The sequence below is a fragment of the Nocardia carnea genome (genome assembly GCF_029868325.1).
Classification (GTDB): Bacteria; Actinomycetota; Actinomycetes; order Mycobacteriales; family Mycobacteriaceae; genus Nocardia; species Nocardia carnea_C.
Map to the genome: position 1 here is coordinate 32,874 of NZ_JARWNW010000104.1, position 16,077 is coordinate 48,950.

11 protein-coding genes and 1 pseudogene are annotated in these 16,077 nt (G+C 64.3%); 9 read left to right on the plus strand and 3 right to left on the minus strand.

Annotated features, from left to right (window positions below; genetic code table 11):
- The first annotated feature begins 240 nt into the window (after positions 1–240).
- Together QH196_RS07075 and QH196_RS07080 are read left to right on the plus strand one after the other, a co-directional pair.
- On the plus strand, positions 241–1,068 hold the full coding sequence (locus QH196_RS07075; RefSeq protein ID WP_280414941.1) for a GNAT family N-acetyltransferase: 828 nt from the start codon (positions 241–243) through the stop codon (positions 1,066–1,068).
- 4 nt (positions 1,069–1,072) lie between these two features.
- Positions 1,073–1,987 carry a lysophospholipid acyltransferase family protein gene (locus QH196_RS07080; protein WP_280414942.1) on the plus strand — a complete coding sequence of 305 codons (915 nt, stop codon included), beginning with the start codon at positions 1,073–1,075 and terminating at the stop codon, positions 1,985–1,987.
- 110 nt (positions 1,988–2,097) lie between these two features.
- Here the strand turns inward: QH196_RS07080 and QH196_RS07085 are convergent, their stop codons facing one another.
- On the minus strand, positions 2,098–2,676 hold the full coding sequence (locus QH196_RS07085; protein ID WP_280414943.1) for a hypothetical protein: 579 nt from the start codon (positions 2,674–2,676) through the stop codon (positions 2,098–2,100).
- Positions 2,677–3,142: 466 nt separating this feature from the next.
- Here QH196_RS07085 and QH196_RS07090 point away from each other — a divergent pair, with 466 nt between their 5' ends.
- From QH196_RS07090 to QH196_RS07115, 6 genes are all read left to right on the plus strand, one after another.
- A complete protein-coding gene (locus QH196_RS07090; RefSeq protein ID WP_280414944.1) occupies positions 3,143–4,357 on the plus strand; it encodes a fatty acid desaturase family protein in 1,215 nt (404 codons plus the stop codon).
- Between the two features lie 289 nt (positions 4,358–4,646).
- The gene (locus QH196_RS07095) at positions 4,647–4,799 is read left to right on the plus strand and encodes a hypothetical protein (RefSeq protein WP_280414945.1); all 153 of its coding nucleotides are present in this window, start codon (positions 4,647–4,649) and stop codon (positions 4,797–4,799) included.
- A gap of 1,629 nt (positions 4,800–6,428) precedes the next feature.
- Positions 6,429–7,250, plus strand: coding sequence for a hypothetical protein (locus QH196_RS07100; RefSeq protein WP_280414946.1), 822 nt, complete (start codon positions 6,429–6,431; stop codon positions 7,248–7,250).
- Entirely contained in the window at positions 7,243–8,427 is a 1,185-nt protein-coding gene (locus QH196_RS07105) for an XRE family transcriptional regulator (protein WP_280414947.1), read from the plus strand. Before QH196_RS07100 ends, QH196_RS07105 begins: the two co-directional genes overlap by 8 nt.
- Positions 8,428–8,744: 317 nt before the next feature.
- On the plus strand, positions 8,745–9,752 hold the full coding sequence (locus QH196_RS07110; RefSeq protein ID WP_280414948.1) for a hypothetical protein: 1,008 nt from the start codon (positions 8,745–8,747) through the stop codon (positions 9,750–9,752).
- A gap of 108 nt (positions 9,753–9,860) precedes the next feature.
- Positions 9,861–9,974, plus strand: a complete 114-nt coding sequence (locus QH196_RS07115; RefSeq protein WP_432279447.1) for a hypothetical protein — start codon at positions 9,861–9,863, stop codon at positions 9,972–9,974.
- Between the two features lie 4 nt (positions 9,975–9,978).
- Here QH196_RS07115 and QH196_RS07120 read toward each other — a convergent pair whose 3' ends face one another.
- Positions 9,979–13,233, minus strand: a complete 3,255-nt coding sequence (locus QH196_RS07120; protein WP_280414949.1) for a type I restriction-modification system subunit M — start codon at positions 13,231–13,233, stop codon at positions 9,979–9,981.
- A gap of 112 nt (positions 13,234–13,345) precedes the next feature.
- On the opposite strand from QH196_RS07120, the pseudogene QH196_RS07125 reads away from it, so the two are divergent.
- Positions 13,346–13,693 (plus strand): annotated as a pseudogene (locus tag QH196_RS07125) (integrase core domain-containing protein); the annotation flags it as partial.
- 696 nt (positions 13,694–14,389) lie between these two features.
- Here the strand turns inward: QH196_RS07125 and QH196_RS07130 are convergent.
- The gene (locus tag QH196_RS07130; RefSeq protein WP_280414950.1) at positions 14,390–15,940 is read right to left on the minus strand and encodes an Eco57I restriction-modification methylase domain-containing protein; all 1,551 of its coding nucleotides are present in this window, start codon (positions 15,938–15,940) and stop codon (positions 14,390–14,392) included.
- Positions 15,941–16,077 lie beyond the last annotated feature (137 nt).

Consider the following 16,077-nt stretch of genomic DNA (forward strand, 5'->3'; position numbering starts at 1 on the left):
CGGAACGGTCCGCGCCGAGCGATCACCGGTTGGGTGGTTCGTCCGAATTGGCGCCATCCTCAACGAGGTAGAGGGTCATTCGGTTCCCGGCGTCATTCGGCCGCTGGCCCCCCAGGGGGCGAATTCGCGGGAAGCTGCTGGTAAACGGCTGGTGTGAGCTGCATCTCGTTAACCGAACCGGCATACCGGCGACACTTCACGGATGCCCGGGCGCAGTGTCGAACTGGCCTCCTAGGCCTTATGGCTATTACGTCCGTGCTGACAGCGCCGGCCCGACCGGCCGGCAGCGAGGATCACCGGTCCCGATACGCACTGATCGTCTCCTCCGATACCGACCATCGCATCGCGGCGCAGCGACTGCGGTACAACGTTTTCGCCGATGAACCCGGTTTCCGGATCCCCGACAACGGAACGGGTCTGGATGCGGACCGTTTCGACGACCATTGCGACCATATGCTGGTGCGCGACGAGGTAACCGGCGAATTCGTCGGCTGCTACCGGATGCTGCCACCGGACAGGGTTGCGGCGGCCGGCGGCTACTACACGGCCACCGAATTCGATCTGTCCCGGCTGGACCCGGCCGGAAAGCGGATCGTGGAGATGGGGCGGGCCTGTGTGGTGCCCGACCATCGCAACGGTTCGGTGCTCACGCTCATGTGGGCGGGGATCCTGCACTACATCCAGCTCACCGGCTACGACTGGGTGATGGGTTGCGCCTCCGTGCCCATGCGTAACCGCCCGGAGGAGCCGGCCGGGGTCAATGTGCGCGGGGTGCGTGATTTCCTGCTCGCCAAACATGCGTGTGCACTGGAGCAGCGGGTGCGCCCGTACCGTCCGGTCGTGGTGGACGGGGTGGCGCTCGACGATCTGCCCGCGCCGGCGCGCCCGAAGTTGCCGCCGCTGCTCAACGGGTATCTGCGGCTCGGTGCGGAGATCTGCGGCGAACCGGCGCACGATCCGGATTTCGCGGTGGCCGATTTCGTGGTGCTGCTGGGGCTGGACACCATCAACACCCGCTACCTGGACCGTTTACGCGGTGCGGCGGCGAATTTCGACGGTGGGCGGTGATCCGATGCCGGTTCGGACGCTGGAAGATCAGGCCGGAGTAACCGTGCCGCAGCATTCGTGGATGCCCACCAGCCCGTGCGCGGCGGGATGCGTTCAGCACAGGGCCGAGGTCGGAATACTGCGTGCCGGGGTCCGGGCCGCCGGTGCGCTGTCGGTGCTGGCCGCCTATCCGTTCGCGCATATCGTCACGCCGCCGTCGCGCCGTTCCGGCGTGCAGCGGCGCTTTGCGGGAATGCTGTTGCGTAGCTGCGGAATCCGGCTCCGAGTAGTGGATCGGCGGCAGGTGCAGGGGCGGCCGCAGTTCGCGCCGGCCGGTACCGGCGTGCTGGTGGCCTGCGGGCATATCGGCTGGGCGGACATCATCGTCCTGGCCTCGGTGCAGCCGCTGGCCTTCGTGGCGCGCGCGGATCTGATCGACTGGCCACTGCTCGGACGGCTGGCCCGGATCATGCGGGTCGTGCCGATCGAGCGGGAGCGGCTACGCCGGTTGCCGGAGGTGGTGCAGCAGGTCGGGCAGCGACTGGCCGCGGGCGAGCGGATCGGTTTCTTTCCGGAGGGCACCACCTGGTGCGGGCGGGCTTACGGGAAACTGCGGCCGGCGATTTTCCAGGCCGCGGTGGACACCGGGACCCCGGTGCAGCCGGTGCGGTTGCGATATCTGGATCCGCACGGCAACAGATCGACCGTGCCGGGTTTCGTCGGCGACGATACGCTGATCGGGTCGGTGGTCCGGGTCCTGCGGGCGCGTGGGCTGACGGCCGAGGTCGTGCTCGCCCCGGTCGAGCCGGCGGGGGACGATCGAATCGATCTTGCGCGGCGGTGCGAACGGGCTGTCCGGGCGGAGGAGCTGTCGGATGCGGCGCATGCAGTACTTGCCGCCGCCGGCCGGCAGTTGACGAGGGCGGCGGCGCCCGTGTGATCGAAGAATCGGGGTACGGCCGGGTCCGGGTTATGGACCCGGCCGTATTGTCGCAACTGATGTGTCGCTTACAACTGGACCGCTGTATAACGGCAACATAGATCGCGGTATCAAAAGGCGCTGCCCGTGCCGGGCAGTCCCGGGAGCCCGACCAGTGGCAGTGGAAGATGTGGCAGCGCCGGGAGGTGCACGGGAGGGGTCGGCAGCAGGGCCGGGGGAGGCGGCGGAATGTAGGGGTTGGGCACATTCCAGGTCTGGTTCGGGGTGCTGCCGCTGGGGTCGTTGTCGTCCCAGTCGGCGGGAGCGTCGTAGTCGCTACCGCGGTTACCGTTGTAACCCGCGTGCGAGTCCCGGTCTTCGCGATCGGTGTGGCCGGTGTTGAACTCGTCGTTCCAGCCGTCGTAATTGTGCTGGTTGTGACCGCGATAGCCGTACTGGCCGTTATCGTCCCAGCCGAAGCTGTCGTCCCAGTCGGATCCGTTGTTGCCGGTGCCGTAATCGCTGGAGTCGTTACCGAAGCCGTGGCTGTCGTCGTTGCCGAATCCGCTGGAATCGCTGATCGCTGTGGCCGCGCCGGGGTCGGCGAAAGCGGTGCCCGCGGTCCCGGCCAGTGGCGCGAGGGCGAGGACCGCGATCGCGGCGATCCGGGCGGCGATGCGGCGGGTGCGCTGTTCGGGGGTTCGGTTCATCGGGGAGTCCTCACTCGTCGCGCCCCGGTGGACCTGCGGGGCGGTAGCGCTTCTGCAGCGCTTCATCGATACATTCATTACCGTACCGCTAAACAACGGCACATTCAATAGGTTTTCGGAAAGATGGGTAACTTCTGCTCATCCCGCCACTGCTTCACGCCGCTACCAGCCGTTTCCCTGGTGGCCAGGCAGGCGCCGGGATCCGGAACCGCGCGACGCCCCCGCCACCGGTGTTGTGGACCGCCGCGCACGAATGCGGCTACGGTGGACCCGAACAGGCCGAGCTTCTGCTCTCGATATCGATGCCGCCGCATCCGAGCGTGTCCGGAGTGTTCCCCGGGAGGGCCTGGCGTTGCTCGGGCACGGCGGCTTCAGCAGGTGGCACCGCTGACCACTCTCATCGGTGCTGCCAGACGGTTCCGGCTCCGGATCCGGGCAACTACCCAGGAATGTGGGGCAGAGAACTATGGCCATCAGCCAGGTGGCGGTGTATGCGCACCTGAGCGTCACCGAAATCGAGTCCCTCGGTCGCGAACTCGACGAGATCAGGCGTGATGTCTCCGACGGGCTCGGTGCCCGTGATGCCGGCTACATCCGGCGCACCATCACCTTCCAGCGCACACTGGACGCGGCCGCGCGGGCGACGATCGGATTCAGCCGGCGTCGCGGCGGCTGGCTCGCCGGCACCGGTGGGCTGGCGCTGGCCAAGATCATCGAGAACATGGAGATCGGCCACAATGTGAGCCACGGCCAGTGGGATTGGATGAACGACCCGGAAATCCACTCCACCTCCTGGGAGTGGGATATGGCCGGACTGTCCGCGCAGTGGCGGCATTCCCACAACTACCGGCATCACGTCTACACCAATGTGCTGGGGCTGGACGACGATATCGGCTTCGGTGTCATGCGGGTGACGCGCGACGAACGCTGGCAGCCCGGGCATCTGCTGCAACCGCTGCGCAATCTGCTGCTGGCGGTCACCTTCGAATGGGGGATCGCCTCCCAGGGCTGGTATCTCGAGCGCAAGTTCGGTCGCACCGCGGCCGGTGGGACGGGTTCGGCGCGGGCACTGGCGGCAAAAATCGCCCGGCAGGTGGCCAAGGACTATGTGGTTTTCCCGGCGTTGAGCGGCCGCCGGTGGCGCCGGACGTTGACCGCGAACGCGACGGCGAATCTGGTCCGCAATCTGTGGGCCTACACGGTGATCGCCTGCGGTCACTTCCCCGACGGCGCGGAGAAATTCGAGCCCGAGGTGATGACGGACGAGTCCCGGGCGCACTGGTACCTCCGGCAGATGCTGGGCACCGCCAATTTCGATGCCGGCCCGGTGCTGGCCTTCCTCAGCGGGCATCTGTCCCATCAGATCGAACACCACCTGTTCCCCGATCTGCCGAGTAATCGGTATCCGCAGCTCGCCGTGCGGGTCCGGGCGCTGTGCGAGAAATACGATCTGCCTTATACGACCGGGTCGCTGCCCCGTCAGGCGGTGCTGAGCCTGCGGACCATCCACAAGCTCGCGTTGCCGGACAGCCTGCTCACCGCGACCGCCGACGATGCGCCGGAAACCGCGTCCGAACGCCGATTCGACGCCACGGGTTATTCCGGGGAACACGCCCCGGCGCGGGGGCTGCGCACCGCGCTGCGGCTGCGAAAAGCGACTTCCCGGCGCCGCGGCGAGTAAGGTGGAGAGGGCCCTGGCCTCGCGACCCATATCGGCGCGGGTCCGGACCGTCGGATGACGCGCAATCCGGTCCGCTCGGGCCGAGTCAGGAGTATCCATCACAGCACCGGATCCGTTCGGGACCCGGGCGCTGCCTGCTACGCCCGATCGGGCGGCCCGGTGCACGGCGAACGATCGCCGTCCCGCGGGCGGGCGGTGGGGCCGGGCGGCCCACTGGTGAGGCGGGAGGAGTCGCCACCGGCGACCACCGCGCTCCCACTGCGAAACCTTCTACGACCGGAGTATCGATATGCACGAGAGCAATCTGTTCAGTCACGTCCCCGCGGAACCCGAGGTCTATCCGGCTTCGACCGTCGCGAACCAGCCGGTGTTCTCGAGCGCCACGACCGAGAACCGGGCCGCGGGCGACCCCACCCCGGAAGACGGCGCCGAGCGGTCCTGAGAGCGCGGGCCGGGCGAAGCCCCGGCCACGGATCGCCGATCGGCTGCCACTCGGTGGCCGGTCGATTTCCCGGGCCGACGCGGGGAATATCGGCGGCCGGGCGGATGTTCGCCGAGTGAGGGGATCCCGCAGTACGCCGAGGATGCCCGGAAGATATGCAGGTCAACGGTGGGATAGGCTTTACCGGTCATGAAATCGGCATAGCGTTTTCGCAGGTCACCAACATCGCCCACCGTTGCCCATTATTTCCCTATTTGCGCAGGTAGTTGGCTATATCTGGGTCCCGGCATTGCTTCTGTGTTCCCGTAACTTCCCGTGCTGGCCCGCGTGCAATTCGTAGAAAAACCGTAGAAACGGCGACCCCGCGTGTGGCGGTCGTAGGCGATTTGTACGTCTGGCGGCGCGCAGATGTGTCCGGCAGGGTCGGCCGGGGGTCACCGCGGCGATGCTGCGACGGACGGGGACGAGGGGCAACATCGCCGGGCGCACTGGCCCCTTTAGCCTGACACGAATCCGCCGCATCCGAGCGTCGCGGCGGCGGTGCAGGCCTGCAACGCCGAGGCCTATCGTGACAACGTCAGGGAGCGTGGCTGGAAGGTCTTGCCCGCAGTGCTGAGTTCAGGGCCAGGGCGTGCCCGATGTCGGCGGGCCCGAGCCCGGTACCGCAATCCCCGTCGCCGGCGGTGGCGATCCCGGCGCCGTAGGAGCGGGCCAACCATCGCCTCGTCGTCCGTCGCAGGTTCGTGCCCTCGGCAGGACACACAAAACATGGGCAACTGGAAAATTCCTGGTCATGGTGGGTGCGTATCCGGTCTGACGATATTCGGTGTGCCCGCACGGATCGGCTTTGTCTACGTCCGGCCAGGAGGGTTGGGTGGCCACTTGTCTCAGGCTCCGGCGTTATCCAACCGGCGGGCCGTTGTGCACTACGTCGGGCTGTTGAATCGGTAACCCCGGGCGGGCAGGGGCTGGTTCTGCGACGCCGGCCGCTGCGGTTGCGCCTTCCTCGGCGGAGAGGAGGTCGCGTGGGTCCGGCCCATGTGTCGCTGACACCATGAGACGGTCCGGCTCGAGGCTTATGTCGGGGATGATCGGCTCGACGACAGCGCCTAGATCCATCTCTGGAGGGGTCGTGCTCGGCGCGGCGCCGGGGTATCGGGATTTCGGTGATCGAAGGTTTGACCGAGCGGCCTCCTCATCGGCGACCCGTGACGTTCAGCGAAGGCGCCGAATCATCTTGGTCGTCCGTTGGCTGGGACCGCTACAACCGCGTCACCGGGACGGGCTACCAGCTGCTATTCGTTCAACCAGTGCAGTTTTCGTGAACAGGCGCGGCGGTGACCTGAGACACGACCCGTATCCATCGGTACCGCGCGGTGGCGGCGTGACTGTTGAGGGGCACGCCACTCGACCATCGTGCTTGGGGTCTACCGCTTCTGCCGGGATGAGCCATCCTTGGGGAAATATCGCTGAGTTGGTGCAATTCAAGTGCGAACGACCTGGACGGGCCTGAATATGGAGGAGTCGAACCCGACGGCGTGGTGCGCAGGCGCTGCGAAGAACTTAAGTGCTACTCTGCATTCGCTCTCGATTCGTAAGTGAGCGTGGCTGAGTGCCAGGGAGGGATCCATGAGCGAGCAGGCTGTACCCACACCATGGGAGACCAAGCGGTTCGGCGACAGCGCCCTGCCGTTGCGAGACGCGATTTGGCGTGGTCTTCGAGCAGCGCATCAGCGGGCGCTGGCCGCACACGAGGGACTGGCGCTGGAAACCAACGACGGGTATGGCCTGATCTGGTTGGTCCAGCATCAGGAGGTGGGCCTGGCAATCGAGGCCGCGATGCCGGATCTGCGGCGGATCAAGCCGGCGCGGGCTCGTTACGAGCTGAATGTGGTTGGCGAGGACAATGTCATCTTGTACCCGTGGAAGTTCGCCGACGACGCGCACACTCCGGTCGCGAACGCCAAGATGACGATGTCGAAGCTGCGCGAGAGCTTGCTGGCGCTCACCCCGGAGAACTCCGACTCGCAGCTCTCGTTCGAACACGCTGCTCTCACCGCCGAAGAACTCGACGCCGAGTTCGAGGACGCCGAAACCTTTCTCGATGACGCGATCCAAGCCGGGCGGCTGGTCCTCATCGCCTATGCAGCCAACCCGCGCGCCGGTATACTGCGCGTCTACTGGGGCGAAGCATCCCAGGCCGACGACCGCGGCCGATTGAAATGGAGCGAGATCGAACAGATCCCCGCACCCGACGATATCGGCGACGGTCAGGTTCCGGCACGCCCCTCAAGCCCTGCACCAGTTCCGGACCCGAAGATCGGCACCGGACCTCGCTGGGATCAGTCTGCTCCGCCGCCCGAGTTCGACCTGACCCCGCGTCCGCCGCTCACTGCCCCGGACGGCGGGCAGCCGCCGATGCCGCAACCCGAGACGGCGAGTGATGCCTGAACGTCCCCCTCTGAACCTGTTTTCCGGCGAAGCCACCGCGGCGATCTCGGCCTCCGACGTCGCGGTGGTGTTCGACCCAGCACGTCTGACCCAGGCCCGCCAGCTTGCTGGACTGACCAAAGCGGCACTGGCCGCCCGGATCGGGGTCTCGGGAGCAGCGGTGAGCCAGTGGGAATCGGTGATCTCACCCCCACGACCAGATCATCTACACCGTGCGGCCGAGGTTCTCGACGTCCCCGTAGAGTTCTTCGCCGCGGGTCGCCCCTTCGCCCAACTCGACGGTGCCGGCGCGCACTTCCGCAGCCTGCGTTCGACCAAGGCCGCCCAGCGCGGCAAGGCCGTCGCCTTCGCTCAGCAGGTGTGGGAGCTGGCCCACATCCTCGAGCGCCACGTCCAGTTCCCCATGATCGACCTACCAGGGTTCCTTCCGGACGACCCCACCCGCCTCGGTGACACCCCGGCCGAAGCCGCCCGCGCGCTGCGGGCGCACTGGGGGATCAAGTCTGGACCGATTCCTCACTTGGTTCGCACGATGGAAATGCGCGGGATCGTTACCACTATGGTCGCCTTCGCCGGTGACGACACCCCCACCGTCAACGCCTTCTCCACGTCCCGTATGCCGCGCCCAGTGATCGTGCTGACTCCCGACCGCAGCGACGACGTGTGCTGGCACCGGTTCACCGCGGCCCACGAACTCGGCCATCTCGTTCTGCACCGCGACGCAGCCCCTGGTGACGCCGAGCAAGAACGCGAAGCCGACGCCTTCGCCGCTGAATTCCTCACCCCCGCCGACCAGATCACCGACCAGCTTCCTCAACGATTCGATGTCAAGGCGCTCCAGCAACTCAGCCACGAATGGGGCGTGTCGATCAAGTCGCTGGTGTACCGCTCCCGCGAGACCGGCGCCATCTCCGACGCTGTGGCCCGCCGTGCCTACCAACGCCTCAACCACCTCTACGAGGTCGGCATACTCGGCGCCGACCCCGTCACCCAGTACCCCGGCGAAACTCCCGCCCTGCTCGCCAAGGCCTTCGAACTCGCCGAAACCCACGGCACCCTCACCTTGACCAAGCTTGCACGCGAACTTCGCTGGCGCCCCAAACGTGTACGCGAACTCCTCGGTCAACCCGATCAGCGTCCGGTCCTGCGCTTGGTCACCGACACCGCGGATCGCTAACTTCTTACTCGACGAGGGCAGAATCGGCCGCGCACTTTCGACCCCCGGTGGTGTCGTACATGAGCAGGTTGTGCCGACCCAGGCGTTGGTCAGTACCGGCATCGGTCCGCCCGTTTCCGCGTGCGAGCTGCTGGTATCGAAATGCCTTGTCTGCCCTCTGCTGTTCTCCCGGACGGAAAACTGAGTCCGCAGAGCCAGCAGGCGCCGCTATCCCGGGCTCATGGAACGGCTCTGGAGAGAATGGGCCAGATATACTGGAGCGCCAGCGAATCGGCGGTGGATGCCACCGCGGATCGCTGCGACAAGGAGGGGTTGGTATGAAGTTCCGGCGCAGAAACGCAGAGGCGCTCGGAAATCTGATCTGCGGGAATCTTGGCGCTGTAACCCCTGCCCCTGGTCAAGAGCCGCCTTACTTTCCGTATCGGTCAAGCATGTATCTGACCGAGTTCTTCCAAGATCTCGATACCGACTGGGCACACGACGGCAGTACCCGGCATCGCTGGGCTGCTGACGTCGTCGAAGCCATCTTGGCCGAACCGCATGACGGTCCCGCGCATCCGCCGGAAGGCTTCTGCCGCCTGATCGATCACCTGATGAGCCCGAGCGACGCTACGAACGAGGGCCCCGATCGGCCGAATGCCCTGCGGCAGCTGAACGAGGTGCTGGCCAGGGAGGGATTCGAGGCGTTCTATGGCGACGACAAGCACTGCTACATCCGACACATCGGGACAAACACCGTCACCGTCTTGCAGGCCAACCCGCACCGGCCCCTGACGGCAGCCGAGGTAAAGCGCCGGAACGACTTGACAGCCTTCCTCGATACGTGCAGTGAGGACGAGCTGATCGAGGAAATACTCCTGCCTCTGTTCCGCCAGCTCGGGTTCCATCGCATCACCAATGCCGGCCACAAGGACAAAGCCTTGGAGTATGGCAAAGACATATGGATGCGCTACACGCTACCAACGCAGAATTTCCTCTACTTCGGTATCCAGGCCAAGAAGGGCAAGATCGACTCATCCGGCGTCACCAGGGCCGGCAATGCCAACGTCGCGGAGCTGCACAATCAGGCCCTGATGATGCTGGCCCATGAAGTGTTCGATCCAGAGATCAACAGGCGTGTACTAGTGGATCACGCCTTCATTGTGGCGGGCGGCGAGATAACCAAAGCAGCACGGGCCTGGATCGGCAATGTCCTGGATGCCAGCAAGCGGAGCCAGATCATGTTCATCGACCGGGACGACATCCTGAACCTGTACGTCGTCAGCAGTCTGCCGCTGCCGGAACGAGCACTGCCGCCCATCACGGATCCCTGGGCGACATCGTGATGCTGGAAGCCCTGGCGGTCAGACCAACCGTGATCAACCGCCGCAGCGCCGGCCACGGCTCCGGATTGGGGAAACCTTCGGTGGCTGGTCGAGCGCGGTTTCGCATGGCTGCACGCCCTTCAAACACTTACGAACCCGCTACGAGCGCCGCGCGGCATCCACCAAGCACTACTGAGCCTGGCCTGCTCAGTCATATGCCTCCGGAAGCTCGTTCTGAACTGATCTCTTACTCCGGCTGGCCATACGTGATCTCCAGCGAATGCTCCTCCAGGCTCCGGAGCGTCAGTTGGTCGCCTCGGACCTGGTTGAGCAGAAAAAGCTCTCTTGTGTGGCACTTGTCGCACAGGCTGACGACTGCAAACGGCCACAGGTCGACCGGAGCCCCGTATGGGGCACTGTCGACGTAGATGCGGTCGGGACGTAGCGGCTGAGTGCTCGACCGATCGAACGGCTCCCAGTTCGGATGGCTGCCTCTCAGTCGGGACCCGACGATCCGATACTGGCCCTCGTCGAGGTACTCACACCGTTCGACCCAATCCCAGTGGGTCCCGGAGAGCCATCTGACCGCACTGATCGCCCCTAGGATGTGTGGTTCCAGCCGTTCGACGTCTTCGGCCAGTTGGTGGCTGGCGCGAACGCCATGCGCGTGGTGCGAGGTGTTCCTGAGGTCCTTGATGCGGCCCAGGAGGGCGCGTGCATTGCTTCGGTCGCTCAGGGTGGTGAGTTGTTGGATGCGGGGCGTGATTCCCTCAGTCTCCAGCCGATCGAGGAGCCAGAGCCAGGTACCGAAGGTGGCGCCGGTCCGGAACTGATTGCGCAGGTTCCGGGAGAATCCGCTCGACGCTGCGAGTTCGGTGAGCGCCAGCACGCCCAGCACACGGGCCAGGCCCTCTCCCAGCTTGAGCAGTCCGTCTTTCTGCTCCGCCGGGTGCGTGCTGATTCGGTACCGACGGGACAGTGCGGCCGCGTGGTGCGGAAAGCTCCACTCGGCGCGCGAGATGAGGTCGTCCAGGGGGCGCACGAGTTCACCGATCAGGCCTGCCTCATGGGCAGCGAACCTGATCTCGTTTCGAACCCCCTGGACGTCCCGCTCGCCGCTGCTGAAGACGTTGGGCAGGATTTCCGACATCGTATTCCGCAGTGCGCGCCGCCCTTCTTGTACGGCTCCCAGGAGGCTGTCCACCTCGATGTCGGTCACCAGGTCGACGGGTACGTGCGTATCCAGCAGGTCGCGAGCGCTGGGGTACTGACCGTTGTCCTTGCGGGAGTTCAACCACTCGCATAGCGCCTGGCCACAGCCGCGCAGCGGCTGCAGCACAAACAGCGAGGTGGCCGCCTCGCCGAAGCCCTTCGGGAGCAGACGCCAGTTCCCCGGCCGCCCGACGAGCATGCCGCCCGAGCAGAGGGTCAGTGGCCCCCTGTCCTCTGGCGCATCGGACAGTTCAGCGGCAGAGTCTGCCTCGTGAAGGTCTTGGGCGCGCAGATGCTTGGGCCGGTCGGCGCCCTCCTCCTGCTCCTCACCGCGCTGCGGCGGGTGGACCCGAGTGGTCTCCAATCGGGCGAGGTTGCGCAGCAGTTCAAATTCGCCGTCGAGTTCCGGTCGGTAGAAGAGCGAGGGTGGGATCTCGCAACCCACCCGTGTTTTGCTGTTATCGATCCAGGCATCCGGAGTACTCGGGTGCACTTCGCTTCGGAGGTGGTCGCTCGGATCCACATGAAGTGGCAGACTGACCGACTCACGCAGCTCGGGATCCGGCTCGTAAGCATCCCCTGTCCGCTGCGGCTCCCCAGCGCCATCGCGCACACCTACGGCCTTGCGGACCGCCACCTCGAAGACCTTCCCCCTCGGCCAGCTCACGCCAGCCGAGGTGACTGCCCGGCGCAGCGCCGTGATGGCTTCCTGGCACCTTGTCCACGTCGAGCCGACCAACGGACGCAGGGCGGCCACCAGAGCGGCAGGATCGCCGGTCTTCTTTATCGCAGGCGATTCGGCGAGCCGAGTCAGGGCCTCCTCGGACAGCTCGTACCGGAGTCGCAGCGGTTGATCGATCGTGACGTGCTGGTATATCAGTTCGTGGGTGGAGATGATGCGGACCCGGTCGTCTGGCCGCTGGGCAGGGTCGGCGGACAGGGTGTCCAGGTAGAGCGTGGTGATCTCGGCAATCTGGTCCGAGGTGATGTAGTTGCGCTTTGAGCCGATGGAGCGGCGCATCCGCTGGTACTGGTCCTGAGCGTTCAGTAGCAGCACCTGACGCCTGCGCTGTGCCGGCTTGCGGTTGCTGAGGACCCACAGGTAGGTGCTGATGCCGGTGTTGTGGAAGAGGTGGTCGGGCAACGCGACCACAGCCTCAAGCCAGTCGTTTTCCACGATCCACCGCCGGATCTTTGAATCGCCGGACCCGGCGGCCCCGGCATACATCGGGGAGGCGTTGAAGATGACCGCGATCCGGCTGCCGCCCTCACCTGAGGGGCCCACTGGCTTCATCTTCGCCAGCATGTGCTGCAGGAAGAGCAGCGAGCTGTCGTTGATCCGGGGGAGACCGGCCCCGAAACGGCCCGCGAAACCGAGCTGCTCGTGCTCCGACCGGACTGCGGACTCGATCCGGTTCCAGGCAACGCCGAACGGCGGATGGGCGAGGAGGTAGTCGAAGGCGATTCCTTGGTGCCCATCTTCAGCGAGGACGTTCCCAAAGGCGATCGTCGAGGCCCGTCGGCCGCTGATCATCATGTTGGCACGGGAAATCGCCCATGACTCCGGGTTGATCTCCTGGCCGTACAGCATGATGTCGGCTCCCGGGTTCATCGACGTGATGAACGAGGCCGCCTCGGTCAGCAGGCCGGCCGTTCCACAAGCCGGGTTCAGGATGGTGCGAACCGCGTGTGGCGAGGTCAGCAGGTCCGAGTCGGCGGAGATTAGGAACGAGGCCATCAGATGGGCGATGTCCCGGGGGGTGTACTGCTCCCCGCTCGTCTCGTTGTTGCTCTCCGCGAACCGTCGGACTAGCTCCTCGAAGAGGTTCTCCATGTGGTCGCCAGTGATCATCTGTCCCAGGTCGATCGAGGCGAACTGCCTGACTACGGGGTAGAGGAGTTCTGCCTGGTGCAGGCGGATGACGGTCCGCTCAAACTCGAAGCCGTCCAGTACTTCCCTGACGTTGCGGGAGTACCCGCGAACATAATCCAAGAGCACCCGGTCGGCGTTCGACGGATCATTGAGCACACTCTGGAAGGAGAACCGGCTCAGATTGTAAAAGGGCCAACCCGATGCCGCCTTAAGGCGCTGCTCCTGCTCCTGTTCGCTGTCGGTGCGCTCGGCTTCGTCGAGTACCGCTTGCCGGCTCGGTGCCAGCAGGGAGTCGAGCCGGCGCAACACCGTGAACGGCAGGATCACCCGTCCGTACTCGGAAGGCTTGAAGTCTCCGCGCAGCAGGTCAGCCACCGACCAGACAAAACTGGACAGGTGTCCGATGTTGTCACTCAAATTGCCCCCCGCGCAGGCCGGCGCCTTCCATGGGACTGATCATCCCATGGCTACGGCCGGGGCAAGGGCCCACCAGAAGTACGGGGCGCCGACACGCCGGTGGAGACTCCATGGAGCGATACATCATTCCGATGCCGGATCTCAATGCACCGCAGTGAAACTCAGTGATAAACTAGCGATTTCGGATCTTCGGCCGTCGATCGGGTCCGTCGGTGACGCCTAGGATAACGCCCTGGCCGAGACCACGATCGGGCTCTACAAAACCGAAGCGATCCGCGATGATTCCCCGTTCCGGCGCGGCCCACTGACCCGGCTCGCCGACGTCGAGCTCCTCACTGCGGACTGGGCCGGCTGGTACAACCAGTCCCGGATCATGTACCGCCTCGGCCTGCGGCCACCGGCCGAACACGAAGCTGACTATTGTGCACTCCACGCCGAGCAACCAGCTGGAGACAGATAGCCTGGTGCGCATCGAACCCGGGGCGATTCAATTCGATCGAGTCCTCGCCAGGAGGCTCCACACGCAACGTCGAAAACCTACTGTCGAGAACCGGTAGAACACCACGCAGAACAGTCCAGTAACCCTCGTAGACGTCCGCCAGTTTGGCTCCAAGACCGCCGCCCGCAGTCGTCGCTGCGGTATCGCTCCCCGACACACCAGAACCGAGCACGTCCTTGCGATCCCCTACCATAGGCACCCTTCCCGAACCGGCCACTACTACGCACACCGCTGTCCGTCGATCACCGGGCCACCACAACCCGCCAACACAGATACCGATCAGCGATCATCACAGCATGCCCGCCCACCCGGTCAAACGCGCAGACCACAGGTCGGTCCTGTGATGATGCTGGTCCATGAAGTGCTCGATCCAGAGATCAACAGGCGGTACTAGTGGATCACGCCTTCATTGTGGCGGGCGGCGAGATAACCAAAGCAGCACGAGCCTGGATCGGCAACACCCCTGACGCCAGCAAGCGGAGCCAGGTCATGTTCATCGACCGGGACGACATCCTGAACCTGTACGTCGTCAGCAGTCTGCCGCTGCCGGAACGAGCACTGCTGCCCAATGCGGGGGCGGACGGCCTGGGCGATGAGTGATAAGCCACCGTGCCCCGGCCGACGTGCACGGGAAGGGCTGTACATTGGTCCGCCCCGTCACCTGGCGCGGTAGGTTTGCGAGTCCAGGTTCAGATGACGTTCGACCAGCCGGTCGATCCTTTCTTGGTCCAGCCAGCCGGCCTCAGGCCAGTTTTCGCCGATGGCGATTAGTTGATCCCTACTGGGGTAGCGAAGGCTTCTGAGATCCGTGGCATTGACCTGAGTGTGGCCGCTGAAGCGGCGCAGTAAACGATCAAGTAACGTAGAGTTCAACCACAAGCAGAGGCCGCGTGCGAGGACCTTGTCAAGTCCTCGTCCGTTGGCGTGAAACACATTGACGTGATTCTCGAAACCAATTCTCTCGCAGGCGATGTCATCGGCATCGAATAGTGCTGCCACTACGCGCCGCCGTTCCTCTTTCGAGGAGAGTCGTTTTACAACAACGTAATGTCCTGACGGAAATGTCTGCTTGAGGGTTTCCTCGTTGAGCATGATAGCGTTGTTTTTTTTGGCGCCATCGACGGGCCACCTGATAGCGCCATCCGCCATGTGCAAAGGATAGATGAGTGGAACTGCGCCATCGACAGGATCTGGACGTAGGTGGTCTTTACTGCGGAAGTCCACAACTCGGCCAGTGGAGACCTGGGCAATGTCTGCGAGTGTCGACGGGAAGTCTGCATGGATGGAAATCATCTGTGCATCTGATTCATCTGCACTGATATGAATGAAGAGCTCTGCATCATTAGGGTGAACAATCGACTCGTAGTCGACGGTTCTGCTGTGAACTTCCGTTGAGTGGCTTATGCTCGTAGATACCAAAACGGGGTGGCGCTCAGTCAGGTCAGTGCGGGTAGCTGAGAAGATTACATTCTCCTGCAGGACTTCGGTGTCAGCAAAGACTTTATTTCGTGCTTCGAATATATGTATGTGGTCGAGACTCATGCGGTTTAAGAAGTACTTTCGGAAAGGCCGGAAGTACAGTCCGTTTGTGAAGCTCCTGGGCGTAATGGCAACGAGTTGGCCGCCGGGCCTGAGGGCGTGCACTCCAAGCGCAAGAAATGCCGAGTAAAGGTTCGACGTCTCGGTGCACAGGTTATCGACCGCTTTGCGTTCAAAAGATCCCGCAGAGAGCTTCTTGTACGGCGGATTCGCGATCACTAGATCAAAGAAGTCTTGCTCGGTCACCGACCGCTCTCGTTCCCACATCCAGGATATGAAATCCGAGGCAACCAGCTCGGCCTCAACGTAGCCCCCAGATTCCCCTGCCGCCGTGACGCAGTCGGACAGGGTCGCCCGGAGGGCCGGATGCAATTTGGGATCGACTTCGCACGCAGTAATGCTGATTTGAGCGGTGGGCTGCTCGGCCAATATCCGCTGAACAAGAGATGCCGTCAGTGAACCTGTGCCTGCACCGGGATCTAGAATTCGAATGAATTGAGCCGGATCAATCCTCGCAAGTGAGGCCATGAAATCTGCCACAGGTGCAGGGGTGAAGAATTGACCCAATTTGGCGCGCTGACCGGCGACTAGCGATGATGACGTCTCTTTCCTCCGAGTCTCCGACTGGGCCACAATACCGGTTGCCGTTGTCGAAAATCCCGTCGTCATGGCCATAGCTTAGTCAACGCCACGGGTTTGCACGCACCGGCCTACGATTCGTGGTGCCTGAATGTCGATTCCATCCGGCAGGCGTCGTGGGTGCGCTCAAGGAGCGGTCACGCCGGCTGTGAAGCTCGGGTGCGAGA